The following is a 22,702-nucleotide window of genomic DNA, read 5'->3' as shown; positions in this document are numbered from 1 at the left end:
CCAAGCAGGGCATATTGTCGATAGTGAGACCATTTCCAATCCGTTATACTAGCCGTCTTTTTATCCTCAGTGACATCACGGTGCTGGGCTTGTCGTTTTTGTTGGCACCATGCCGAGGCGGCAGTGGCGAATAATTTCCTGCGTTAAGTGACGTAAGGTGTGGAGAAGACCGAGTCGATGGACATTAAACAGTATATGAGCCAGTTGGGGCGTCAAGCTCGACAGGCATCGCGAGCAGTTGCGGCAGCGGATAGCGGAGTTAAAAATCGCGCCCTCCTGGCTATGGCAACTGCGGTGGACGCGCATCGCGAAGCGATTCTAGCCGCTAATGCCAAAGACCTCGCCGCAGGCGAAGCCAATGGTTTGGAGCCTGCGCTGATGGATAGGCTGGCGTTAAATGACAAAGGCATCGATGGCATTATTGAAGGCTTGACCCAGGTGGCCGCGTTGGCGGATCCCGTTGGCGCCATTAGCGATATGAATTATCGGCCCAGCGGAATCCAAGTCGGCAAAATGCGGGTGCCACTCGGTGTTGTCGGTATTATTTATGAGTCGCGCCCCAATGTGACTTTGGAGGCGGCGAGCCTGTGTTTGAAGTCTGGCAATGCGGCAATTTTGCGCGGTGGCTCCGAGGCAATTCATTCTAATCAGGCTCTAGCGGCGTGCATTCGCGAAGGTTTGGCTGCGGCGGGTCTGCCAGAGACGGCGGTTCAGGTATTAGAGACAACCGACCGCGCTGCGGTGGGTGAGTTAATTACCATGCCAGAATATGTCGATGTGGTGGTGCCACGAGGCGGTAAAGGGCTTATCGAACGGATTGCCCGCGATGCTACCGTCACCGTGATTAAACATCTCGACGGCATATGTCATGTGTATATCGACGACGCCGCTGACGCTGAAAAGGCATTTGCGATTGCCTTGAACGCGAAAACCCATCGCTACGGCACCTGCAATACCATGGAAACACTGCTGGTGGCTGAGAGTCGCGCCGAGGAGTTATTACCTAGAATTGCAGACGCCATGATTGAAAAGGGCGTTGAGTTGCGCGGCTGTCGTCGCACGCGGCAGATTTTAATGGGTGCCGCAGAGGCGACGGATGAGGATTGGGCAACAGAATACCTCGCACCGATTTTATCGATTCGGGTGGTGTCTGGCTTAGAGCAGGCTATGGACCATATTGCCCAATTTAGTTCTGGGCACACTGAGTCCATCGTCACTGAGAATTACACTAGCGGTCGTCGCTTTCTTAGAGAGGTGGATTCCAGCTCGGTGATGATCAATGCCTCAACCCGCTTTGCCGATGGTTTTGAGTATGGGCTGGGCGCTGAAATTGGAATTTCGACCGACAAAATTCACGCTCGTGGGCCAGTGGGCTTAGAGGGGCTAACTTCGCAGAAATATATAGTGTTGGGCGATGGACATATACGTGTCTAAATGATTGAGATGTCGACGCCAGTAATAGAAGTCACTGACTCAGAGCGTTCTGTCGCTATTTTTGGCGGCACGTTTGACCCGATTCACAATGGTCATCTGCGATCGGCGATTGAAATTAAAGAGGCGCTTGGCGTCGACGAATTGCGTTTACTGCCGAGCCATCGTCCCCCGTTGCGCGGTGAGCCCGGCGCAGAAAGTCGTCAGCGCTTGGCGATGGTTGATGCGGCGATAGACGGTGTTTCTGGCTTGAAAACAGACGGCCGAGAATTATTGCGCGATGGGCCATCTTACACCGTGGATACCTTGCGTGATTTGCGCCTTGAATTAGGTTCCCTGGTGTCATTAACCGTGGTGATGGGCAGTGATGCTTTTAACCAGTTGCACCGCTGGCAGGATTGGCAGTCCCTGTTCAGTTTGGCGAATGTATTGTTATTGCACCGCGCAGAGCATCCCTTGGCTGCCAATGTAGAAGTGACTGAGTTTGTTGAGGCGCGACGGGTTGTCGAGGCCAGTGGTTTAACGGCGAAGACCGCCGGTGGTTTTTATGAGTTAGGTCTAATTCAATTGCCGATTTCGGCAACAGATATTAGGCAGCGGCTGGCCTCCGGCAGGTCGATTCGTTACCTTGTTCCCGACATTGTCGCGGACTATATCGCTGAACACGGTTTATACACAGTGAAAGACATAGGAATTCCTGCTTGATGGATGCTGAACAACTAAAGAAGCTGGTTATTGACTCGCTTGAAGAAATAAAAGGTCGCGATATTGTGACCTTAGACGTGCGTGAGATGAGCGGCGTTACCGACTTTATGGTGGTGTGCAGTGGCACGTCTAACCGCCACGTAAAGTCACTGGCAAATAATGTCTGGGTTGAAGTAAAGAAGCGCGGGATCGTGCCGCTGGGTATTGAGGGTGAAAATACCGGTGATTGGGTGCTGGTGGATTTTGGTGATGTGGTTGTCCATGTAATGCTGCCCGAAGCGCGCTTGTTCTATGACCTTGAGCGTTTATGGCAAGTACCTGTGCTGGGCACTGATGAGAGTTAGTCTGATCTGTATCGGCACTAAAATGCCGGCCTGGGTTGAAGAGGGGATCGCTGAGTATCGCAAGCGCCTTCCGGCGGAAATTAATTTTGAGGTTAAGGAATTGCCTCTGCCTAAACGGGGCAAAAACACCGATATTCGCCGTGCAATTGCCCAAGAGGGTGAGGCCATGGTTGCTGCCATTCCCGTCGGTGATCGTGTTATCGCCCTTGATGTACTGGGGAAACCAGTCAGCACGGAAAGTTTGTCGGAGGCGTTACGAAATTGGCAAATGGACGGCGACAACGTCAGCATTTTAGTCGGCGGCCCCGATGGCTTAAGTGATACCTGTTTGAGCTTGGCGAGACAGAAGTGGTCCCTGTCGGCAATGACCTTGCCGCACCCCTTGGTCCGAGTGATTTTTGCCGAGCAATTGTATCGGGCGTGGACCATCCTTAATAATCATCCCTACCATCGCTAATGGCTGAGTAATATGCCCCGACGCCAGCAGCTTAAAAATACCTTTTACGAACGTCGCGTTTATCGTCACCGGGTTACCTTATCAATTTTAATTTTGATGACGATGACGATGGTATTGGTTTGGCGCTACTCGCAATTACAAATTGCAGACTACGCTATTTACAAAACCCAGTCTGATCGCAATCGCATTCAACTATTACCCATAGCACCAAAACGCGGACTCATCTTTGATCGCAATGGCTTGTTGCTAGCCGAGAATATTCCAAGTTATACCCTGACGGTTGTTAAAGAGCGTCTGGAGTCACTGGATGAAACCTTGGCGATTATTAATGAAATTATTCCCCTCAGCGAAGATGATATTGAGCAATTTCGCAAGCGCTTGAGTCGCCGTCGACCCTATGAGGCTGTGCCTCTGAAATTTCGAGTCAGTGATGAGGATATCGCCAAGCTCGCAGTAAACCGCCACCGCGTGCCGGGGGTGGAGATTGATGCGCAATTGGTGCGTCACTATCCGCAGGGGGAGCTGTTTGCTCATGTGCTGGGTTATGTTGGTCGCATTAGCGAGCGTGAATTAGATGTTATAGATCCGGTAAATTACAGTGGTACTCACCACATCGGTAAAATCGGTCTAGAAAAATACTATGAAGAACTGCTGCACGGCACCGTTGGCTATCAAAACGTGGAAAGTAATGCCCATGGTCGTATTCTCCGGGTATTGGAGCGGCATGACCCGCAGCCGGGTGGTGACATCACCTTAAATGTCGACGCTTATGTGCAAGAAGTTGCTTACGAGGCATTAAAGGGGCAGCGCGGCGCGATTGTTGCGATGGAGCCTAATACTGGCGGTATCATCGCGATGGTAAGTGCGCCGGGATACGATACCAATCTATTTGTGAATGGGATTAGTTCGACAGATTATAATAGATTGCAGAATGATCCTGATTTACCACTCTACAACCGCGCTTTACAGGGCCAATATCCTCCTGCGTCGACCATAAAGCCAATATGGGGCTTGGCGGGCTTATATTACGGGACTGTGACGCCAGCGACTCGTGTTGCCGATCCGGGTTGGTTTAGCTTGCCCGACGACAGCCGTCGTTATCGCGACTGGAAACGCGGGGGGCATGGCGCCTCAGTCAATTTAGAACAAGCTGTGGTGCAGTCATGTGACGTGTACTTTTACGACCTGGCCTATAAATTGGGTATTGATCGCCTGCACAGCTTTGGCACTCGTTTTGGACTGGGTGATGTCACTGGTATCGATAACACCAATGAGCGCGCAGGTTTGATGCCTTCGCGGCAATGGAAAGAGACGAGCCGGGGTGGGCATTGGTATCCTGGTGAAACGGTTAACGTCGGTATCGGACAGGGATTTATGCTCACTACGCCTCTGCAGTTAGCGGTTGCGACGTCGGTTCTTGCGTCGAAAGGGGAGTTGCGTGTACCCCGTCTGTTGTCGTCGGTCGGCGATGCGCCTGTTGCTGCACCTCTTTTGGGTAAAATTGAAGATGTCTCAAGTGCGCACTGGGATGCCATTACTCGCTCTATGGAGCAGGTGGTGAATAGTTCACAGGGAACCGGTCGCGGTTTAAAGGCGGGATTGACTTACCGCATGGCGGCAAAAAGTGGAACAGCTCAAGTTGTGGGGATCGCCGCGGGCGAAAAATATGATTCAAATGCAATCAACGCCCGCAACCGTGATCATGCCTTATTTATTGCCTTTGCACCGGCTGACGATCCAAAAATTTCGGTGGCAGTAGTTATTGAAAACGGTGAGCATGGCGGCAGCGTGGCTGGGCCGGCCGCGCGCAAGGTTATAGATGCGTATTTATTGGGTCGACCGTCGCCGGCCGTCGTACCAGGCGCGGAGGGTAGTGCTCTGGTTTTGGATAGTGTCGCGGGGGCAGAAGTAAATGAATAATTCTGATTTTTTGCGGCAAATGCCCGGTGACAGCCGCAGCATGGCTAGCCATCGTAGTATTAGCCAGCGCTTGCGTATTGATATTCCTCTGCTCATTTTATTACTTATTTTAAGTGGCGTTGGCTTGACGGTGCTCTACAGTGCGAGTGACGGCAGCATGGCGACAGTGTTGCGCCAGGGGCGTTTTTTGTCGGTAGCCTTTGTGTTCATGATTCTGGTTGCACAGGTACATCCAGATCAACTGCAGCGTTGGGCGCCCTTCGCCTATATCGGGGTCTTGATTCTACTGCTGGCGGTGGACTTTGTTGGGGTAGGTGCTAAAGGTGCTCAACGCTGGCTGGGTGTGGGCGGCTTTCGCTTTCAGCCATCGGAAATTACAAAATTAGTTTTGCCTATGGCGGTTGCATGGTATTTGTCTATCCATCCCCTGCCGCCAGGTATTCGCCACACATTGGTGAGTTTGCTGTTGATATTGTTGCCCACGGTGTTAATTGTTATGCAGCCGGATTTGGGCACCTCAATACTAATCGCGACCTCAGGTATTTTCGTGTTGTTTTTGGCGGGTATCAGTTGGACGTTTATTGCGTCGTGTTTGGGCTTGCTTGCCATGGCCGCGTATCCGATGTGGGAGTTCGTACTCCATGATTACCAGCGCCAACGAATTTTGACGCTACTTAATCCTGAGCTAGATAAATTGGGTGCCGGTTGGAATATTATTCAGTCTAAAACAGCCATTGGCTCCGGCGGTTTTGACGGTAAAGGCTGGATGTTAGGAACCCAGTCACATTTGGATTTTTTGCCGGAAAGTCATACCGATTTCATTATCGCTGTTTTAGCTGAAGAATTCGGTTTGCGGGGGGTATTGTTGTTATTGTTGCTCTATGGCTTGATCATCAGTCGAGGACTTTGGATCGCGTCGCAGGCAAAACATTGTTTCGGTCGTCTATTAGGCGGGAGTATTATTCTTACTTTCTTTGTCTATGTATTCGTAAATATGGGCATGGTGTCAGGTTTACTCCCTGTGGTGGGTGTCCCCCTGCCATTGGTTAGCCAAGGTGGTACTTCGCTAGTAACATTATTAGTGGGGTTTGGAATTTTGATGGGTATTTGCGCTGATGATCGTTTGGTGCATCAATAATGATAGGACATGACGTGAAAATACAAAATAAGCAAAGAAACGCCCTTAAAAAGTTGTTTTGTGGCGCGGCTGCTGCGCTTCTAATTTCCACTGCAGCGCACGCTGACTATAGCAGTCATCCTGGGGCGGCGGCATTTGTTAAAACCATGGTTGAAAAACATAATTTTGACCGTGACTGGGTGCTGGCCATTTTGAAGCAGGCAGAGCCTAAACAGTCGATATTAGATGCCATGTCTCGGCCGGCAGAGTCGGTTATGACTTGGGGTCGCTACCGGAATATTTTCATACAAGACTCTCGCGTCACTCAGGGGGTTGAATTCTGGACGGAGCATCGCGAGGCACTGGCTCGCGCTGAAAAGGAATTTGGCGTTCCCGCCTCAATGATTGTCGGCATTATCGGTGTTGAAACCCGCTATGGCCGAAATACCGGTAGCTACCGCGTAGTGGATGCATTGGCAACCTTGGGCTTTGATTTTCCACGCCGGGCTACATTCTTTCTCGGTCAGTTAGAAGAATACATGTTAATGGTTCGCGAACAGGGTTTTGAGCCATTTAGCCTGAAGGGCTCCTATGCCGGTGCCATGGGCTTCGGCCAGTTTATTCCCAGTAGCTACCGCGCTTATGCCGTTGATTTCGACGGTGATGGCCAGGTTGATATTGTAAATAACAAAGTAGATGCCATCGGTAGCGTCGCAAATTACTTCAAGCGTCACGGCTGGCGTTATGGGCAGCCAGTGGTGAGTAGTGCGGTGTTAAAAGGCGACGTTGATCAAAGTTTGTTTAACGCAGGACTTAAGCCTGAGAAAACACTTGCTCAACTGGATAAGGCCGGTATCGGCAGTGATCGTGTGCTCGAGCCTAGTCAGAAGGCAACGGCCATGAAACTAGAGGGCGAGAAGGGCGACGAGTATTGGCTTGGCTTGCAGAATTTTTATGTGATCACTCGCTACAATCACAGTGCAATGTATGCCATGGCGGCGTACCAGCTAAGTGAGCTAATTGCTGCTGACATGCAAAAGGTGACGACACCTTGACGCTTCGTGTTTTAGCGGTGGCGGCGTTACTGCTACTGACGGCGTGCGCGCCGTTGGCTCCTGTTGAGCAAGGCGAGAAAAATCCGGTTGTAACTGGCGGTAATAAAGTGCCGCCCAGTGGCAGCGGTAAGTCCCGCTACCAGTTTGAGAGGGATGGCGCACCGCTTCAAAAATTGGATCCCAATACGATTGTAGACGCACAGCCTCGTCATGAAGTATTGCGAGTCGCCGGGAATATTAGCCCCTATATTGTGAACGGCAAAGAGTATCAGTTGATTGAACAATACCGCGGATTTAAACAGCGCGGTATTGCGTCTTGGTATGGCACTAAATTTCACGGTCATGCCACGTCTAACGGCGAGACATACAGCCTCTACGAAATGAGTGCGGCCCATCGCACACTGCCTATTCCGGTTTATGTCAAAGTGACGAATTTAGACAATGGTAAAACGGCGGTTGTGCGCGTGAATGACCGCGGACCCTTTCACTCAGATCGCATCATTGATTTGTCCTATGCCGCAGCAGTAAAGCTGGGTTATGCGGAGCGTGGAACTGCGCGGGTGGAAATTGAGGTCATTGATACGGATAATAGCTATGCGGTCGCTAGTGGAGAGGCGGCGCGTTATTATTTGCAGGTGGCCGCCTTTTCTCAATTGGACTCGGCCAATGCCTTACAAAAGCAATTAAGCGCTGGTTTGACGTTTCCGGTCGTGATTGCCACTAGTGGTATTAGCGGCTCAGCAATGCATCGTGTCAGAGTGGGCCCGTTTGTAGATTATTCATCTGCGCAGGCGGCAAAAAAAGTATTACAGCAACAATGGGCCGGTGACTCCCATTTAGTGGTCGAAGCCGGTGACTCCTAAAGTTAACGAGAACAAAAAAGGGTCTTATGTTTAAGCAAGTGTTTGCGGCCTTAGCGGCGGCAGTGGTTATGTCTACAAATGCCTTGGCTCAGCCGGATTTGGTTCCTGCCCCTCCCAGTGTGGCCGCATCGGCTTATTTTCTGATGGATGCCAACAGCGGCGAGGTGTTAATTGAGCATAACGCTGATGAGCGTATACCTCCTGCGAGTTTGACTAAGTTAATGACGAGCTATGTTTTGTCATACGAGTTAGAGCGCGGTCAAGTCAGCAATGACGACATGGTGACCATCAGTAAAAATGCATGGGCGCAAAACCCCATTTTTAATGGCTCATCCTTAATGTGGATTGAAGTCGGTAAACAAGTGCCGCTCGGTGAATTGCACAAAGGTGTGGTCATTTCCTCAGGTAATGACGCCAGCGTTGCGGTAGCAGAACATATTGCCGGAAGTGAAGATGCGTTTGCCAGCATGATGAACCAGCACGCGGCGAGACTGGGAATGACGAATAGTCATTTCGTTAATTCACATGGATTACCAGATCCAGAGCACTATATGTCAGCTCGCGATTTGGCGATTTTATCCAAGGCAATCATTGCCTACAAAAATGAATACGCGCTTTATAGCGAGCCCGACTTTGTTTTTAACAATATTCGCCAGAGTAATCGCAATGGTCTGCTGTGGAGTGATCCCACTGTTGATGGTCTAAAAACCGGCCACACCACAACGGCAGGGTACTGCTTGGTGACGTCTGCAAAGCGCGAGGGCATGCGCCTGATTTCTGTGGTGATGGGAACGAGCAGTACCCCAGCCCGTGAGCGCGAAACGCAGAAATTGTTATCTTATGGCTTCCGTTATTTCGAAACTCATCAGCTTTATGCTGGTGGGACCGAGTTGACTCGTTCAAAAGTCTGGAAAGGTGACAGTGAAGAAGTGGGTTTGGGTGTACAACAAGATGTATTTATCACTATCCCTCGTGGCAGAAGCGACGCGCTCGATGCTCAGTTAAATGTAGATGAAGTGCTAATTGCCCCGATTACTGCTGACCAAGAACACGGCGAATTAGTGGTTAGTTTGGCTGGCGAAGAAAAATTGCGGGTTCCACTTGTGGCACTTCAAGCGGTTGAAGAGGGCGGTATTTTGAAGCGCCTTTGGGACAGCATCGTTTTGTTTTTTGTGAACCTGATTTCCTGATTAGTTAATAGTGCGCGGGGTTAGCCCGCGCGAGTTGTGTTATGAATAAATTTACGGTCACCGAGTCTAGCGAAGCCGAAACTGGCAAGCCGATATTGGAGTTTCCCTGCGAATACCCCATAAAAGTCATTGGCGTTGCTGGCCAAAATTTGCGACAGCGCGTGATTGAAATAATGCGTGCTAACGCTGGCGATATCGATGAGTCACAGATTAGCGAGCGTGAAAGTAGTGAAGGTCGATTCTTGTCGGTCACCGTTGTCATTACCGCGACGGGCAAGCCCCAGCTCGATACCATATTCGCTGAATTAAAAGCGACTGGTTTGGTTAAAATGGTTCTCTAATGAGCAGACCAGATACGCTATGGCTGCGCAAATTGGGTCGCCAATCTTATCAGCCGGTATGGCGTGCAATGCAGCACTACACCGATGTTCGCGACGCACAAAGTCCTGATGAATTGTGGTTTGTAGAGCATGATCCGGTGTTTACCCAAGGTCAGGCGGGAAAAGCCGAGCATATCCTGATGCCTGGCGATATTCCTGTTGTTCAAGTAGACCGAGGCGGGCAGGTTACCTATCACGGCCCTGGGCAATTAGTAGGCTATGTTTTGGTGGATTTGCGTCGATTGGGTATGGGAATTCGCGAGCTTGTGACGGCGATAGAAAATAGTATTGTCGCCGTTTTGGCGCAATTGGGTATTCCAGCTCATCCTCGTCCCGACGCCCCTGGGGTGTATGTTGAAAATGGTGCTAAAATAGCGCAATTGGGCCTAAGGGTGAGGCGTGGCAGTACGTTTCACGGGTTGAGCTTGAATATTGATATGGATCTAAGCGTTTTCCAGCGTATAAATCCCTGCGGTCATCAGGGTATGGAGGTGACTGATATTCGCCATCAAAGTGATGTTGAGTTACCTTCGCAGGACGAACTTACCGGTATGCTGAGCGCGGAATTGGCGAGCGTACTGGGCTATTTACATTGTCGGGAAGTGAGTGAGCACTGCTTGCCCGACACTTTGGGGGTTTCATGAAATCTGAAAGTGACGGTGCCGTTGGCATCGTGTCTAAAGCCGCAGCTAAAAAAGTAGTGCAAGGCGAGAAGTTACGTGGTGCCGAAAAAGTAGCGCGTATCCCAATTAAAGTCATACCGACTGTTGAGTTGCCAGCAAAGCCGTCGTGGATTCGGGTCAAGATGTCGACGGGACCTGAAGTTACTCGTATTAAAAGTATACTTCGTAAACACAAGCTCGCGTCGGTTTGTGAAGAAGCGGCCTGCCCTAATTTGGGTGAGTGTTTCAGTGGTGGCACAGCAACATTCATGATCATGGGTGAAATCTGTACTCGTCGCTGCCCATTTTGTGATGTCGCCCACGGCCGTCCCAATGCCCTAGATGAAAATGAGCCGCGCGAGCTGGCAGAAGCCATTGCCGAAATGAAGTTGAAGTACGTGGTGGTAACCTCTGTTGATCGCGATGATTTACGCGATGGCGGCGCCCAGCATTTTGCCGACTGTATTCGCGAGACTCGAGCGCGTAGCCCGGAGATTCGAATTGAGGTTCTAGTGCCAGATTTTCGCGGCAGAATGGACGTCGCGCTCGATATTTTAGAAAAAGAAGCGCCAGATGTGTTTAACCATAATCTTGAGTCGGTGCCGAGTTTGTATAAAAAAATTCGCCCAGGTTCGGATTACCAATGGTCTTTGGATCTGCTCAAAAAATACAAAGAGCGTCGCCCCGATGTACTGACCAAATCAGGCTTGATGTTGGGCTTGGGAGAGACCGCTGAGGAGCTTATTCAAGTCATGAAAGACATGCGCGCGCATGATATTGATATGATAACGATGGGGCAATATTTACAGCCCAGTCGCGACCATTTGGCGGTGGAGAGATTTGTGACACCAGAAGAGTTCGATGAATTTGGTCGTATTGCCAAGGAGCTTGGGTTTAAAAGCGTTGCCAGCGGCCCTCTGGTTCGCTCATCCTATCACGCCGACAAGCAAGTGGATTTAAGCTTGCTCAAATCTATGTAAGTTATCACTTTCATTACTTGATTATGAGGGTTGTTCTGCTTAACTACTTGAGCGCAGCCCTGTAAACCTTTATTGAGTAAGTCTCCAGTTTTAGGCCTACAGCCTATCCCAGTGTGAGGTAGCATGCCTGAAGTGAAAAAAGCCCCTTTAGTCTTAATTAGCGGTGCGTCTCAAGGCATAGGTGCCGCTATTGCCCGGTGTTTTGCAAACGCAGACTTTTCTGTTCGTTTGGCCTTGGTTGCGCGAAATAAAGATACCTTGGATAAGGTTGCCGCCGAATGTCATGCCGCTGTCGAGGTTCGCAGTTATTCCGTTGATGTTAGCGATGAGCAGCAAGTAGAGGAATTGTTCACGGCGCTAGCGCGGGATATGGGCGATGTTAGCGTCTTAATTAATAACGCAGGATCTTGGCATTGCGCAGCTGTGCAGGATATGACGGTGGTAGATTTCGACCGCGTGATAGCGGTGAATTTGCGTAGCACATTTCTTATGAGTCGCATGGTGTTGCCTAGTATGTTGGAAAACAAGAAGGGCGATATATTTAATATGTCATCGACTGCTGGGCTTGAGGGCTACGCCAATGTTTCCGCCTATTGCGCGGCTAAACACGCGGTGAGTGGGTTTAGTAAAGCACTGCGTGAAGAGGTGCGTGGCGAAGGTATTCGGGTCTCTTGTATTTCCCCTGGCCCAACTTATTCGCCATCGTGGCATGGGTCGGGTGTTGGTCAAGACCGCTTAATGCCCGCGGAAGATGTCGCTCGCGCTTTTTTAGATATTTACCGCTTAGACCGCAATGTTGTTGTTGAAGATATCGTTTTGCGGCCACAAGCGGGACATATTAGTAGTTAACCAAGGCGTCCTGTTTCATCGTCGCTGCTCGCTCTTCGCCTAAATAGCGCTCGATGAGGTAATGCACTGCATAGAGTAGCGGCGTCATCAAAATTGCCATCGAAAACTTGTAGATATAATTTACAACACCGATCGCTAAAACCAATTGCAAGCTCCAGTCTGCACCAATGTAAAAGGCGATGAATAACACGATAAAACTATCGATGAGTTGACTGACCAAGGTTGAACCCGTTGCACGGAGCCATATCATGCTCTCGCCGGTGAGTTGTTTTACTTTTTGGAAGACTGTTATATCGATAATCTGTCCCACTAAAAATGCAAGGAGTGAGCCGATGATAATCCAAAGCCCCTGCCCAAAAACTAGCCGAAAGGCGGCGTCGTAATTGCCAACTTGGCTGCGGAGCATCTCTTGCTCGTCCATTGGTAGTGCGGGGTTGATATGCGACTGCGGCCAAAAATCTGCCGGGGTGAGATGTATGCCGACAAAGACCATGGCAAAGGCGTACACAATAAGTCCGACGGTTAAGTAGGAGAGTAACTGAACCCCTCGCTTACCGTAGTACTCGTTAATTAAGTCTGTTAATACGAAAACAAATGGCCAGAGTAATACGCCAGTGGTTAAGTTAAAGGAGAGCCCGTCAATGCCCAAAATATTGAGGTCCAGTGGCGCAATGCCTAGGCTGTTCTCTAAAGAGAATATCTTTACACCGATCAATTCCGCCAAAATAGCGTTGGCGACAAAAAAGCCGCCAAGCACAATGAACAGTTTGCTCGCCTTATCCGTAAGTATATTTTTCAGCAAGCCTATCTCCTGAATTTAAGTAACGGCGCGCCTGTAAATCAGCTTTAGTGCGTGATGTGTTAGTGCTAAAGCGCTAAATAAAGCGCATCGATAAGTCGATGGCCTGTGCGTGTTTGGTCAAAGCCCCAATTGAAATAAAGTCTACGCCGGTCTCTGCAATTGCAGCCAATGTTTGGGTGCTGACGTTGCCAGAGGCCTCGAGCTTAGCTCGCCCTGCGGTGATAGCGACACCCTCGCGCATGTCCTCGAGGCTAAAATTATCGAGCATGATAATATCAGCGTTTGCCTCAAGCGCTGTATTGAGTTCACTTAGGTTTTCTACTTCAACTTCCACGGGTTTTAGTGGTGCGATATCGTGAGCAGCGTTGATTGCGGCTGCGATGCCGCCGCAGGCGGCAATGTGGTTCTCTTTGATCAGAAAGGCGTCGTAGAGGCCGATTCGATGATTGTGGCAGCCGCCACAGGTCACGGCGTATTTTTGCGCCGTACGCAAGCCTGGTATGGTTTTGCGAGTATCTAGCAGGCGAACATTGGTGTGGGCGACTAAATCGGCGTAGTGTTTGCAAACTGTCGCTGTGCCGGAGAGCAGTTGTAAAAAGTTGAGCGCGGTGCGCTCGCCGGTGAGTAGCGAGCGGGCTGGCCCAGTTAACTCAAACAAAACGCTATCGGCGGCGACGTAGTCGCCGTCGGCGATATGCCACGTAATTGTGACGGAGTTATCAATTTGCTGAAAAACTTCGTTCACCCAGTTTACCCCGCAAATGACCGCCGATTCACGGGTGATTATGCGGGCACTAGCACTGTGATCAGCGGGTATTAACTGGGCGGTAATATCGCCGCTACCAATGTCTTCGGCGAGCGCGAAACGCACGGTTTCCGTGATGTCGCGCTGCAATGCATCTGAGAATTGCATGGTGGATTTCCAAGCGGGTTAGTGAATAAAGATGGCTGGGGAGTATTCTATCAGCACGGGCCGAATTGTGCGCCTTTAAGCGACGGTTTCTCAGTCGTCGTAAGTAGTTCTAGCAATGGTTGTGTGAAGACTTTTTAAAGTATAACTATAGGATGCTTGGCGTTGAGCAAAAGTTACGATAACTTATGCTACTATCCAATCGGTTTCCCATAACAAGCAATACAAGAACAACAGGAAATTATGACTGATTCTTCCTTCAAAGTAGTGGATCTGAATACACGGCGCGAGCCGCTTGTATCGGCAGCGCCATTGCCCGATGCCCTAGTGGCTATCCGCGATAAGGCGAGTGGCTTCTTAAAAGGGCGGATGGAAGTATTTCTAGATGAGGTCGACGATAGCTTATTTGAGCTTGCTGACGAGGCGAGCAATGCCCGCGAGCAGCATTTGTACTTTGATGCTATGCGAGAAATTAGAGTTAATCGCGAGGGTATTGAAAAGCGTTTTTCGGAAGCGTTCATCAATGCGTTTGCAGCCAGGGTGTCGAATGAGCATATTGCCTCATCACTGGAGCTAGGGCAGGCAAAGTTAAAGCTGTTGGAGTCAGAGGCACTTGAAGAGCTGGTTGCGCTTGAGGGCATGGCAAATAAGGCTGAACGCCGCTTTCTTCATGAAGTGTGGATTTTATGTACTGCTTGGCAGCAAGTAGTAAGCGGTCCGGTGGTGGCGGCCAAAGAGTTACCCATGGGGCCGGCGAAAATCGCAGCGGCGTTTGGTATTGCCTGTAAATCACTAGAAATCGATATTAAGGCCAAATTACTTCTCTTTAAGCTGTTTGATACCCATGTAGTCGCCGCTTATGGTGAGCTCTATCAGTTGCTCGTGCCGATTCTTGATGCGAAGGGTTTGCCGCTAGAGCAGCTTGAGAAAAAATCCGCAAACCCGTCGACTAAGACGGTAAAAGAAACAAGCGAGCTACCAGCTGGCAGCGAGCAAAACGCATCGCAACATAACTCGCAATCCACAGAGATGGTGACGCGCTTATTTGATGCCTTAGATAGTTTGATTGGCAAGGTAGAATATAATGCCTCTGGAGCTAAAACCGCGCTGTCAAAGCCCTCGTTTATGGTGGCATTGCAAGAAATGCAGCATGAGCAGTTTACTCAGCTCAATGTAGCATCCCCAGCTGGTAGTGATGGACAAGCTGATTTCCACTTGATGGCGCAGAAATTAATCGCCCGCTTGCAACAGGTTAATTGGGTTGCCCATACCGACGTGTCGGCACTGTCTTATCAGCGCGACCAAGATACAATCAATTTCGTCGGTGCCTTGTTCCAGTTTATTCTTGACGGGGATGGCTTGGCAGAGTCTTTAAAAGGACTGATTGCGCGCCTGCAGATCCCCGTGCTGAAAATGGCCATGTTAGATAAGGGCTTTTTTAGCCACGATGAACATCCTGCGCGTAAATTATTAAGTGCTTTAGTTAGTGCCGGTATTGGCTGGTCGCCAGTGGCGGGAGTAGACCGAGACCCTCTGTACAAAAAAACCGAAGAAGTGGTCATGCGCGTTTTGCGCGATTTTGGCGTAGATACTCAGGTCTTTGTCGATGCGTATCAAGATTTCTCTGCGTTTAATGAAAAGGCAAAGCGTCGTGCGGAGTTGGTTGCTCGCAGAACTGTTGATGCGGAAGACGGCAAAGCAGCTGCCGAAAATGCACGTATGTACATTGCCGCTATTTTGGAGCACAAGCTGGGTGGTGTTGATTGCCCACCGGTGGTTACCAAGATTCTGCAACTTGGGTGGAGCAAAGTGCTGTTCCTAAGTTATATCCAGCATGGCAAAGATAGTGAGCGTTTTAGTGAAGACGCTGGACTGATTGATCGCTTGCTGTGGAGTGTTCTGCCCTCTGAAGAGGAAGGTCACCGCAACGAGCTGATTGCCGCGCTGCCAGTTTTAGTGGAAACCTTACGTTTGGGTTTTACCCGAGTGTCATTAAATTCATTTGAGACAGATCGTTGGTTTGAGCAATTAGAGCGGCTGCATCTTGCTAAGCTTAGTCGCAAAGCAGCAGTTGTTCGTCGACTGCCACAGGCGGTTGAGACTCCTGCAGTGCCGGTAAATACGTCGGCTGATTTACATCAGAATCTTGGCGATGCTGAATCAAATACTGCCCATACAGAAAACGCTGAGAGTACTGAGGAAGTAAATTTAGCGGATCTAGACGCCTCCTTAGCTGAAAGCCTTGGTGATGACTCTTCCTGGCCGGAGCCAAAGGCTTATTCCGTTCCTTTGAATTCCAATACAACACATACTCAAGATTATGACAGCAGCGCTCCTGATAAGGACGCCCTTAATAGCCGTATTCAAACCTTGAGAGTCGGCAATTGGGTTGATTTTCGTCAAGATGATGGACGAATGCTACGCTGTCGACTAGCTGCGGTTATCAACGGGATCGGCAAGTATATTTTTGTCAACCGCTCGGGTATTAAGGTTGCTGAACTTAATCGCGAGGAACTTCAAGCAGCTTTACTCGACGACACCGTTGCGCTTATTGAAGATGATCACCTGTTTGATCGCGCATTAGAGTCGGTGATCAGTAATTTGCGAGATATGAAAGACAAACCGCTCAAGTAGTTAATTCATCACCAAGCCGTGAAAAAAACCTTCGAGCGGAATTTAAAAGCACTGTTTGCCATTTTTTAGCTGCGTATTTGCGCCTTGCTAACAAGGTCCGCCAGCGTCAACCCACACCCTTAATGCTTCCACAAACGCCGGCTGGCTTAGCGGTGGCGTGGTGCGGTCGCCGCCGGGTGTCCAGCCCCACAACACCAACTCATCTTCGCTCATGTGTTTGAATAAGGCCTCTAAGTTGCGGTTGCCATTTTTGCTAGTGTCTTTTAATACTGCGCAAAGTTCGCTGGGGGAGAGTTCTTCCCAAGCCATACTTAGTGGCGCAAGCGCCCAGTGCGGCGCGCCTGGCACGGCGCCATCGGCGACATTTTCATCTTGGTGACAGGCGCTGCATTGCAGTGTTGGCGCACCGTGATTATCTTCGCCGCGGACCACTAGTTGCGCGTGACGACGACGCTCGTCTCCCTGGCGAGGAAAGTCGGTTTTGGTATGACAATTCAGGCACCTAGGGTGGGTTAGTACCTCAAAAAGTGGCTGAAATAGTGGTGATTGTGCGACCACTTGGCTACTGATGAGGCCTGCGGCGATAAGTAGGGAGCAACTTACAATCCGGCGGATGGTATTGGCAAAATTCGGCGGCATAGTCAGCTCCCAGCTTATGCGATTTTAAAATTGCTACGGGTGAGTGGCAGTTCACGAATACGTTCATTCGTCGCCTCGAAAATGGCATTGGCGAGTGCGGGCCCAACGCAGGGCACACCCAGTTCACCAACTCCACCTACTGGATTGCCGCTGTTGACGATAACGGTTTCAATAACTGGCGTTTGATACATACGCAATACGGGGTAGTCGTCAAAATTACTTTGCTGGACGACGCCGTCCTCAAGTAATATTTCGCCGAATAAAATACTTGAAAGTGCAAAAATAACGGCGGACTCAACCTGCGCAATGACTAAGTCTGGATTTACAGCGGTGCCGCAGTCGACGGCACTCACGACACGATGAACGGTGAGCTCGCGGTTGGCAGATACAGAAACCTCGACTACCTGCGCTACAAAGCTATTCCAGTGTCCCATCACGGCAATGCCCTGACTAATACCGGCATTGTTAAATCCCCAGCCGGCGGCGTCTGCAACAGCGTCTAGCACCGCGCGATGGCGAGGTTTTTCTGAGAGCAAATCGCGGCGGAAGTTATAGGGGTTTTTGCCCACCTTCATAGCGAGCTCGTCTATAAAGGTTTCCTGCGCAAACACGTCTGAAAACTTATTGACCGAGCGCATCCACAGTGCGGGCATGGAGAGGTTGACGGTGAGGTGGGCGTCCATCAGTACATTGTCGATCTTATAGGGCATACCCGTTTCAAAATCGGTGAGTTCTTTTAGCGGTGGTAGTGTGAAATCCGCCAAACTGTCGAGGAGGTTTTCAGCATACAGTAAGGCGGTAACGTCTTGGGTCACCGAGCGATGCGTCCACGCGCTGATATTATTCGCACTGTCTATGGAGGCGGAGACTCTGACCGCAGCCGCGGGGCGATAGAAGCCACCTTTCATGTCGTCCTCTCTGGTCCATATCACTTTCACCGGTTGGCGCACTTCCTTGGCGACCGCGCAGGCGTCGCGAACGAAATCGGCAAGAGGGTTGCCTCTGCGACCGAAGCCGCCGCCCGAGGGCATCATGTGAAAGGTAATTTGATCTGGCAGCAAGCCGAGTATTAGACCCGCAAATATTTTGTCTAAGGTGGCAGATTGAGTGCCGGTCCAAATTTCAGCGCTGCTGCCGTCGTAGTCGACCACCACATTTAAGGGTTCCATCGCCGCGTGGGCCATGAAAGGGAAATAATAGTCGGCGCTGAGTGTTTCGCTGGCTAAAGTTTGTGCAAGTAATACGAGGCCATCGGTTCGAATTGGCAGGCCGGGAAGATTTAAGCGGAGATTGTAAGCATTGCGCTGTGTGTCTGAGTCGGTGCGACCAGCAAGTAGCTCGTTCCATTGCACGGTAAGTGCCTTGCGCCCCTTGTCGGCGGACCAAAAATCGTCGGCGACAACCGCAACCCCGCCAAGAATGGTGTGAACACTGCGGACGCCGGGTACGGCAAGTGCAGCGTTGTCATCGACATTTAAGGCTTGGCCATTGAAGCGTGGTGGCCTTGCTATAACGGCGGTGAGCATATTGGGAATATCAACATCCATACCGTAGCGAAAGCTGCCATTGGTTTTGTCGGCTGCGTCCAGGCGCTGCGGTGAGCTACCGATAATGCGATAGGCAGCGGGGTCTTTTAGGGGTGGATTGTTGGGGATGGGCTCTTCTGCTGCGGCGCTCGACAGTTCACCATAGCTCGCGCGGCGGCCACCAATATCGTCAATAACGAAGCTTGCCTCGGTACGCAGGGTGTCGGCCTCTACCCCCCAGCGTTTCGCCGCGGCATTGATTAACATTTGGCGCACCGCTGCGCCGACGCTGCGCTGACCTTGAAAATAGCCGCGAATCGCAGAGCTGGCGACGGTGAATTGCAAAAGATTTTGAAAGTAAGGATTGTTGAAGTTAGCGGCGACCGGCGACATTTCTGCGGTCACCTGACTCCAGTCGGCGTCAAGTTCTTCCGCGACAATCATCGGTATGGAGGTGAGGGCGCCTTGACCGATTTCACTCGCGCCGACCAATACGGTAATTTTATTGTCGGTGCTAATTCGCATAAATTCGCCGACTTGAAACGCGTCGGCAGGTGTTACTGGTGTGCCGCCGCCATTATCGCCCGGGCCACTGGGGTCATTGCTGCGAGAGCTTGAACCACCGCCGCCGCAGGCAACGAGTAATCCACCGCCGGCGAGGACGCTAACGCGAATGAAATCTCTGCGCGATATCTTGTCTAATTCTGTCATTCTAGCAACCCCTATAATTGTTCAGCGGCAATTTTATGAATGGCCTTGCGTATGCGGGGGTAGGTGCCGCATCGACAAATATTGCCTGACATCGCTTTATCTATGTCTTGATCGCTGGGGGATACGTTATTTTTTAAAAGGGCAGTGGCGGCCATAATTTGCCCAGACTGACAATAGCCGCACTGGGGAACGTTTAATGTTTGCCAAGTTTGTTGAACGAGACTGCCGATGTGCTCATTGTTGATATCTTCAATGGTCCTAATCTGCTTGTTGCCAACGGCGCTAATGGGCATAACACAGGAGCGGGTTGGCTGACCGTCGACGTGTACTGTACATGAACCACAGAGGGCTTGGCCGCAGCCGTATTTCGTTCCCGTGAGCTTTAGGTTTTCTCTGAGCACCCAGAGTAAGGGCTTGTCTTCGCTGGCATCGACGGTGTGTTCTACACCGTTTACACGGATGGTAAACATGTTGGCTCCCGCCCCTGAAGAAGGGGTGAATTTTTATTGTGTGTTGAGCCCAGCACATAGCTCTGTGTCAGTCGGTTGTTGCTTTGACTGAATCCTGATTTGCTATAGCTCCTGATTCTGCAGGGCGGTGTTACTTATGTATTGACGCTAAAATTAACGCTCTAACGCATCGTGTTATTTGTGTTATGGCAAAGTAACAGTTGATGTTGTACGTGTAAACACTGGGGCTGGATCAAGTCTCGACGGTGTGCGCCACTCGACTAATACGGCAGGCGTAATGGTGGTTCTTGCATCAAGGAAAGCTGCTCACGTAATTGCAGGATATGTTCGCCCCAGTAACGTTCCGTATTGAACCACGGGAAAGCCTTGGGAAAGGCTGGGTCTTGCCAGCGACGTGCTAGCCACGCTGCATGATGCATGATTCTTAAACTGCGCAGTGCTTCGATGAGCCCTAGTTCACGGGGGTTAAAGTCATAGAATTCTTGATAGCCTTCCACCAATTCCATAATGGCGCGTTGTTGACTATCTTGTTCGCCAGAAAGAAACATCCATAAATCTTGAATAGCCGGCGCCATGCGACTGTCGTCAAAATCCACCAGCCATGTTTCGTCGCCGCGCGATAATATATTGCCGACGTGACCATCGCCGTGGGTGCGGATATAGCTGGGATTAATTTCAGCGACCCGTTGGCGAACATGGCGGAGCAGGTCTTCGCTAATCGTTGCATAAGATTCCCGCAGGCTGTCGGGAATTACATCTGTCAAAATATCGCGACGACTGTCGTCGCCAAAACTGACCACATCCAGTTTGGGCCGATATTGATATGGTGTGCTGGCACCTACCAGATGTAAGCGCCCGAAAAGGCGCCCTAATTGAAAAAGGTTGTCCATATCGTCGAGTGCTGGCGCGTGTCCACCGCGGCGAGGATAAATGGCGAATCGGTAGCCTTCAAAGCGAAATAAACTGTCGCCGGCGGCGTTTTGCCAAGGTGGTATAACCGGGATGTCGGTATCTGCTAACTGCTGTGTAAATTGGTGCTCTTCTAAAATCTGCTCGTCACTCCAGCGTTCTGGACGGTAGAACTTAATGACGATTGGTTCTTGATCGTCTAGGCCAAATTGATAGACGCGATTCTCATAACTATTGAGTGCAAAAACACGTAGATCGCTGACATAGCCAAGGCTTTCCACTGCGTCAATGACTCGATCAGGATTCAGATTGGTGAAGTCGATTTGTTCGAGTGTGCTCATGTTGCAGTCCCGTATTCATTAATTAAGGCGACAGTTTTTATCTGCGCAAAGACGTGCTGACCTTGCTGTAGTTGCAGGCGATCACAGGATTTACGGGTAATGTGGGCTAATAAATATTGCTCGTTTAGTTGTAGGCGAATGGTGACTTGCGCACTCGAAGGCGGTGATGTTGCTTGTTCAATCGTGTCAATTTTGCAGGGTAGAATATTCATAATACTGCTTTGCTGAGGGGCCTCTAGCGCAATGCTGACGTCCCTCGCCGCGACGAATAGGCGCAGTTGCTGGCCGCTTTCCGCGCTCACTTGTTTGATAGTAAGTTGGTGTTGAGTATCAATGGTGAGCGTGCTGAGTTGGTATTCCGGATCGTGCCCATGCAATTGTGCGTTGATTACGGCGCCAGCGCCCTGCTGCTTGCTGAGAGGTAGGTCGAGTCGGGTGCTCAGGGTGATCAGATCGCCCTCGGCGATGAGTTGCCCAGACTCCATCAGTAGAACGTGATCAGCGAGTCGGCTAATCTCATGAAAGCTGTGGCTCACATACAAAATGGGGATGGCGAGATGTCTGGCTAGCCGCTGCAGGATGACGACCATTTGTTCCCGTGCACTATCATGTAGACCGGTGAGGGGTTCATCCATCAGTAGAAGCTGGGGGTGGCGCAGCAGTGCGCGCGCGATAGCAACACGTTTGCGTTCGCCGCCAGAAAGATTGTCAATGGCGCGATCTAGTAATTGCGTGATTTCTAGCCAGTCGCACAGCTCCTCGATTGACGGTCCCGCCTCACTGAATCGCCGCTTGAAGGCATACTCTAAATTTCCGCGTACCTTAAGATGTGGAAACAACTGCGCGTCTTGAAAGACGATACCAATGCCGCGCTGCTCGGGTTTGAGAATAGTCATTTCGGTTTGCCAGTCGTCACCGGCAAATTGCACCATGCCATTCGGCGCGATATCTAGCCCAGCAATACAGCGCAGCAAGGTGGTTTTACCGCTGCCACTTGGACCGCAAATGGCGGTAATACCGCTGGTGGGCAGGGCGGTATCTATGTTGAGAGAAAACTCACCGCGTTCCATGTGCAGGGATAATAGGAGGCTCATTGTGTGCCGCCGTCAGATTTCGCCAGCGGAGTGAGCCCACGATAGCTGTTAGCTAAGTAGACGATACTCAGGGTGATGACTGAAAAGGCGATAAGTCCGCCGGCCAGCCAGTGCGCGGTTTGGTATTGCAGCGACTCGACACGTTCGTACAGGGCAATAGATAGGACTTGGGTCTGGCCCGGTATATTGCCGCCGATCATGAGTACCACACCAAACTCGCCAACCGTGTGAGCAAACCCTAAGGTACTGGCCACTAAAAAATTACTGCGGCAGAGGGGCAAAATAACGCTAACGAAGCGATCGATTGGCCCAGCGCCTAGACTAGCTGCGGTTTCAATTAAAGGTTTGGGGAGTTGTTGAAAACCGCTTTGTAGTGGCTGCACGACAAAAGGCAGTGAGTAAATGACAGAAGCAATTACCAAGGCGCTAAAACTAAACGCGAGGGTGTTGCCGCTGAGTAGTTGCCATAGCTGGCCTACGGCGGAGTCTGGAGCAAAGGCGATTAGTAAATAAAAGCCCAGAACCGTCGGTGGTAGCACTAAAGGTAGGGCAATGATGGCCTCTAGTACCGGCTTAATTCTAATGCGGGTGTGGGCAAGCCACCACGCCAGTGGTGTGCTTACGACGAGTAAAATTAGAGTGGTAACGCCAGCCAGCTTAAGGGTGAGGGCGACCGCTAGCCAATCATTGTGGCTCACGTTGATGCTCGCACA

The 22,702-nt window shown here is 50.6% G+C and carries 22 protein-coding genes; 14 read left to right on the top strand and 8 right to left on the bottom strand.

Annotated features, from left to right (window positions below; genetic code table 11):
• Window positions 1–177 precede the first annotated feature (177 nt).
• From AAC007_RS04990 to AAC007_RS04930, 13 genes are all read left to right on the top strand, one after another.
• Window positions 178–1,434, top strand: coding sequence for a glutamate-5-semialdehyde dehydrogenase (locus AAC007_RS04990; RefSeq protein WP_339674958.1), 1,257 nt, complete (start codon window positions 178–180; stop codon window positions 1,432–1,434).
• Entirely contained in the window at window positions 1,435–2,136 is a 702-nt protein-coding gene (gene nadD, locus AAC007_RS04985) for a nicotinate-nucleotide adenylyltransferase (protein ID WP_339674957.1), read from the top strand. It abuts the gene before it with no gap.
• Entirely contained in the window at window positions 2,136–2,480 is a 345-nt protein-coding gene (gene rsfS, locus AAC007_RS04980) for a ribosome silencing factor (RefSeq protein WP_219044565.1), read from the top strand. Before nadD ends, rsfS begins: the two co-directional genes overlap by 1 nt.
• Entirely contained in the window at window positions 2,470–2,937 is a 468-nt protein-coding gene (gene rlmH / locus AAC007_RS04975) for a 23S rRNA (pseudouridine(1915)-N(3))-methyltransferase RlmH (RefSeq protein WP_219044566.1), read from the top strand. Before rsfS ends, rlmH begins: the two co-directional genes overlap by 11 nt.
• A 12-nt stretch (window positions 2,938–2,949) precedes the next feature.
• A complete protein-coding gene (gene mrdA / locus AAC007_RS04970; protein ID WP_219044567.1) occupies window positions 2,950–4,857 on the top strand; it encodes a penicillin-binding protein 2 in 1,908 nt (635 codons plus the stop codon).
• A complete protein-coding gene (gene rodA, locus AAC007_RS04965) occupies window positions 4,850–5,995 on the top strand; it encodes a rod shape-determining protein RodA (RefSeq protein WP_219044568.1) in 1,146 nt (381 codons plus the stop codon). Before mrdA ends, rodA begins: the two co-directional genes overlap by 8 nt.
• A 20-nt stretch (window positions 5,996–6,015) precedes the next feature.
• Window positions 6,016–7,029: a lytic murein transglycosylase B gene (mltB, locus tag AAC007_RS04960; RefSeq protein WP_339675106.1), complete on the top strand. Its 1,014-nt coding sequence runs from the start codon at window positions 6,016–6,018 to the stop codon at window positions 7,027–7,029.
• The gene (locus tag AAC007_RS04955) at window positions 7,026–7,892 is read left to right on the top strand and encodes a septal ring lytic transglycosylase RlpA family protein (RefSeq protein WP_339674956.1); all 867 of its coding nucleotides are present in this window, start codon (window positions 7,026–7,028) and stop codon (window positions 7,890–7,892) included. Before mltB ends, AAC007_RS04955 begins: the two co-directional genes overlap by 4 nt.
• A 26-nt stretch (window positions 7,893–7,918) precedes the next feature.
• Window positions 7,919–9,082 (top strand): D-alanyl-D-alanine carboxypeptidase family protein, encoded by a 1,164-nt coding sequence (locus AAC007_RS04950; RefSeq protein WP_295877217.1) that lies wholly within the window; start codon window positions 7,919–7,921, stop codon window positions 9,080–9,082.
• Window positions 9,083–9,123: 41 nt separating this feature from the next.
• The gene (locus AAC007_RS04945; RefSeq protein ID WP_339674955.1) at window positions 9,124–9,423 is read left to right on the top strand and encodes a DUF493 domain-containing protein; all 300 of its coding nucleotides are present in this window, start codon (window positions 9,124–9,126) and stop codon (window positions 9,421–9,423) included.
• Complete coding sequence (gene lipB, locus AAC007_RS04940; protein WP_339674954.1) at window positions 9,423–10,106, top strand: lipoyl(octanoyl) transferase LipB; 684 nt, start codon at window positions 9,423–9,425, stop codon at window positions 10,104–10,106. Before AAC007_RS04945 ends, lipB begins: the two co-directional genes overlap by 1 nt.
• Entirely contained in the window at window positions 10,103–11,104 is a 1,002-nt protein-coding gene (gene lipA, locus AAC007_RS04935; protein ID WP_295877226.1) for a lipoyl synthase, read from the top strand. Before lipB ends, lipA begins: the two co-directional genes overlap by 4 nt.
• Window positions 11,105–11,227: 123 nt before the next feature.
• On the top strand, window positions 11,228–11,953 hold the full coding sequence (locus tag AAC007_RS04930; RefSeq protein WP_339674952.1) for an SDR family oxidoreductase: 726 nt from the start codon (window positions 11,228–11,230) through the stop codon (window positions 11,951–11,953).
• On the opposite strand, the gene AAC007_RS04925 is transcribed toward AAC007_RS04930, so the two are convergent.
• Both AAC007_RS04925 and nadC read right to left on the bottom strand, forming a co-directional pair.
• On the bottom strand, window positions 11,943–12,755 hold the full coding sequence (locus AAC007_RS04925) for a queuosine precursor transporter (RefSeq protein ID WP_339674951.1): 813 nt from the start codon (window positions 12,753–12,755) through the stop codon (window positions 11,943–11,945). The two genes, AAC007_RS04930 and AAC007_RS04925, sit on opposite strands and share 11 nt — an antisense overlap.
• Before the next feature lie 73 nt (window positions 12,756–12,828).
• Window positions 12,829–13,668: a carboxylating nicotinate-nucleotide diphosphorylase gene (nadC, locus tag AAC007_RS04920; RefSeq protein ID WP_219044577.1), complete on the bottom strand. Its 840-nt coding sequence runs from the start codon at window positions 13,666–13,668 to the stop codon at window positions 12,829–12,831.
• 240 nt (window positions 13,669–13,908) lie between these two features.
• On the opposite strand from nadC, the gene AAC007_RS04915 reads away from it, so the two are divergent.
• Window positions 13,909–16,299 carry a DUF1631 domain-containing protein gene (locus AAC007_RS04915; protein WP_339674949.1) on the top strand — a complete coding sequence of 797 codons (2,391 nt, stop codon included), beginning with the start codon at window positions 13,909–13,911 and terminating at the stop codon, window positions 16,297–16,299.
• 87 nt (window positions 16,300–16,386) lie between these two features.
• Here the strand turns inward: AAC007_RS04915 and AAC007_RS04910 are convergent, their stop codons facing one another.
• The 6 genes from AAC007_RS04910 to modB all read right to left on the bottom strand — a co-directional run bounded on the left by AAC007_RS04910 (window position 16,387) and on the right by modB (window position 22,693).
• Window positions 16,387–16,938 carry a hypothetical protein gene (locus tag AAC007_RS04910; RefSeq protein ID WP_339674947.1) on the bottom strand — a complete coding sequence of 184 codons (552 nt, stop codon included), beginning with the start codon at window positions 16,936–16,938 and terminating at the stop codon, window positions 16,387–16,389.
• 14 nt (window positions 16,939–16,952) lie between these two features.
• Window positions 16,953–19,175, bottom strand: a complete 2,223-nt coding sequence (locus tag AAC007_RS04905) for a molybdopterin cofactor-binding domain-containing protein (RefSeq protein WP_339674946.1) — start codon at window positions 19,173–19,175, stop codon at window positions 16,953–16,955.
• Between the two features lie 11 nt (window positions 19,176–19,186).
• On the bottom strand, window positions 19,187–19,645 hold the full coding sequence (locus AAC007_RS04900) for a (2Fe-2S)-binding protein (protein WP_339674944.1): 459 nt from the start codon (window positions 19,643–19,645) through the stop codon (window positions 19,187–19,189).
• Between the two features lie 260 nt (window positions 19,646–19,905).
• A complete protein-coding gene (locus AAC007_RS04895) occupies window positions 19,906–20,895 on the bottom strand; it encodes a serine/threonine protein kinase (RefSeq protein WP_296435402.1) in 990 nt (329 codons plus the stop codon).
• Window positions 20,892–21,989, bottom strand: coding sequence for a molybdenum ABC transporter ATP-binding protein (gene modC / locus AAC007_RS04890; RefSeq protein ID WP_295877251.1), 1,098 nt, complete (start codon window positions 21,987–21,989; stop codon window positions 20,892–20,894). The genes AAC007_RS04895 and modC overlap by 4 nt, the downstream gene beginning before the upstream one ends.
• Window positions 21,986–22,693 carry a molybdate ABC transporter permease subunit gene (modB, locus tag AAC007_RS04885; protein WP_339675105.1) on the bottom strand — a complete coding sequence of 236 codons (708 nt, stop codon included), beginning with the start codon at window positions 22,691–22,693 and terminating at the stop codon, window positions 21,986–21,988. The genes modC and modB overlap by 4 nt, the downstream gene beginning before the upstream one ends.
• Between the last annotated feature and the right edge of the window lie 9 nt (window positions 22,694–22,702).

This window comes from uncultured Zhongshania sp. (assembly GCF_963975605.1).
Lineage (GTDB): Bacteria > Pseudomonadota > Gammaproteobacteria > Pseudomonadales > Spongiibacteraceae > Spongiibacter > Spongiibacter aquimaris.
The sequence above is the reverse complement of the archived record's forward strand: the minus strand, read 5'-3'. Positions and strand labels throughout refer to the sequence as shown.

Bases quoted from the DNA above. Each gene is read 5' to 3' on its own strand.
- AAC007_RS04990 (WP_339674958.1), top strand. From the start codon at position 178: ATGGACATTAAACAGTATATGAGCCAGTTGGGGCGTCAAGCTCGACAG.
- nadD (WP_339674957.1), top strand. From the start codon at position 1,435: ATGATTGAGATGTCGACGCCAGTAATAGAAGTCACTGACTCAGAGCGT.
- rsfS (WP_219044565.1), top strand. From the start codon at position 2,136: ATGGATGCTGAACAACTAAAGAAGCTGGTTATTGACTCGCTTGAAGAA.
- rlmH (WP_219044566.1), top strand. From the start codon at position 2,470: ATGAGAGTTAGTCTGATCTGTATCGGCACTAAAATGCCGGCCTGGGTT.
- mrdA (WP_219044567.1), top strand. From the start codon at position 2,950: ATGCCCCGACGCCAGCAGCTTAAAAATACCTTTTACGAACGTCGCGTT.
- rodA (WP_219044568.1), top strand. From the start codon at position 4,850: ATGAATAATTCTGATTTTTTGCGGCAAATGCCCGGTGACAGCCGCAGC.
- AAC007_RS04950 (WP_295877217.1), top strand. From the start codon at position 7,919: ATGTTTAAGCAAGTGTTTGCGGCCTTAGCGGCGGCAGTGGTTATGTCT.
- AAC007_RS04945 (WP_339674955.1), top strand. From the start codon at position 9,124: ATGAATAAATTTACGGTCACCGAGTCTAGCGAAGCCGAAACTGGCAAG.
- lipB (WP_339674954.1), top strand. From the start codon at position 9,423: ATGAGCAGACCAGATACGCTATGGCTGCGCAAATTGGGTCGCCAATCT.
- lipA (WP_295877226.1), top strand. From the start codon at position 10,103: ATGAAATCTGAAAGTGACGGTGCCGTTGGCATCGTGTCTAAAGCCGCA.
- AAC007_RS04930 (WP_339674952.1), top strand. From the start codon at position 11,228: ATGCCTGAAGTGAAAAAAGCCCCTTTAGTCTTAATTAGCGGTGCGTCT.
- nadC (WP_219044577.1), bottom strand. From the start codon at position 13,668: ATGCAATTCTCAGATGCATTGCAGCGCGACATCACGGAAACCGTGCGT.
- AAC007_RS04915 (WP_339674949.1), top strand. From the start codon at position 13,909: ATGACTGATTCTTCCTTCAAAGTAGTGGATCTGAATACACGGCGCGAG.
- AAC007_RS04910 (WP_339674947.1), bottom strand. From the start codon at position 16,938: ATGCCGCCGAATTTTGCCAATACCATCCGCCGGATTGTAAGTTGCTCC.
- AAC007_RS04905 (WP_339674946.1), bottom strand. From the start codon at position 19,175: ATGACAGAATTAGACAAGATATCGCGCAGAGATTTCATTCGCGTTAGC.
- AAC007_RS04900 (WP_339674944.1), bottom strand. From the start codon at position 19,645: ATGTTTACCATCCGTGTAAACGGTGTAGAACACACCGTCGATGCCAGC.
- AAC007_RS04895 (WP_296435402.1), bottom strand. From the start codon at position 20,895: ATGAGCACACTCGAACAAATCGACTTCACCAATCTGAATCCTGATCGA.
- modC (WP_295877251.1), bottom strand. From the start codon at position 21,989: ATGAGCCTCCTATTATCCCTGCACATGGAACGCGGTGAGTTTTCTCTC.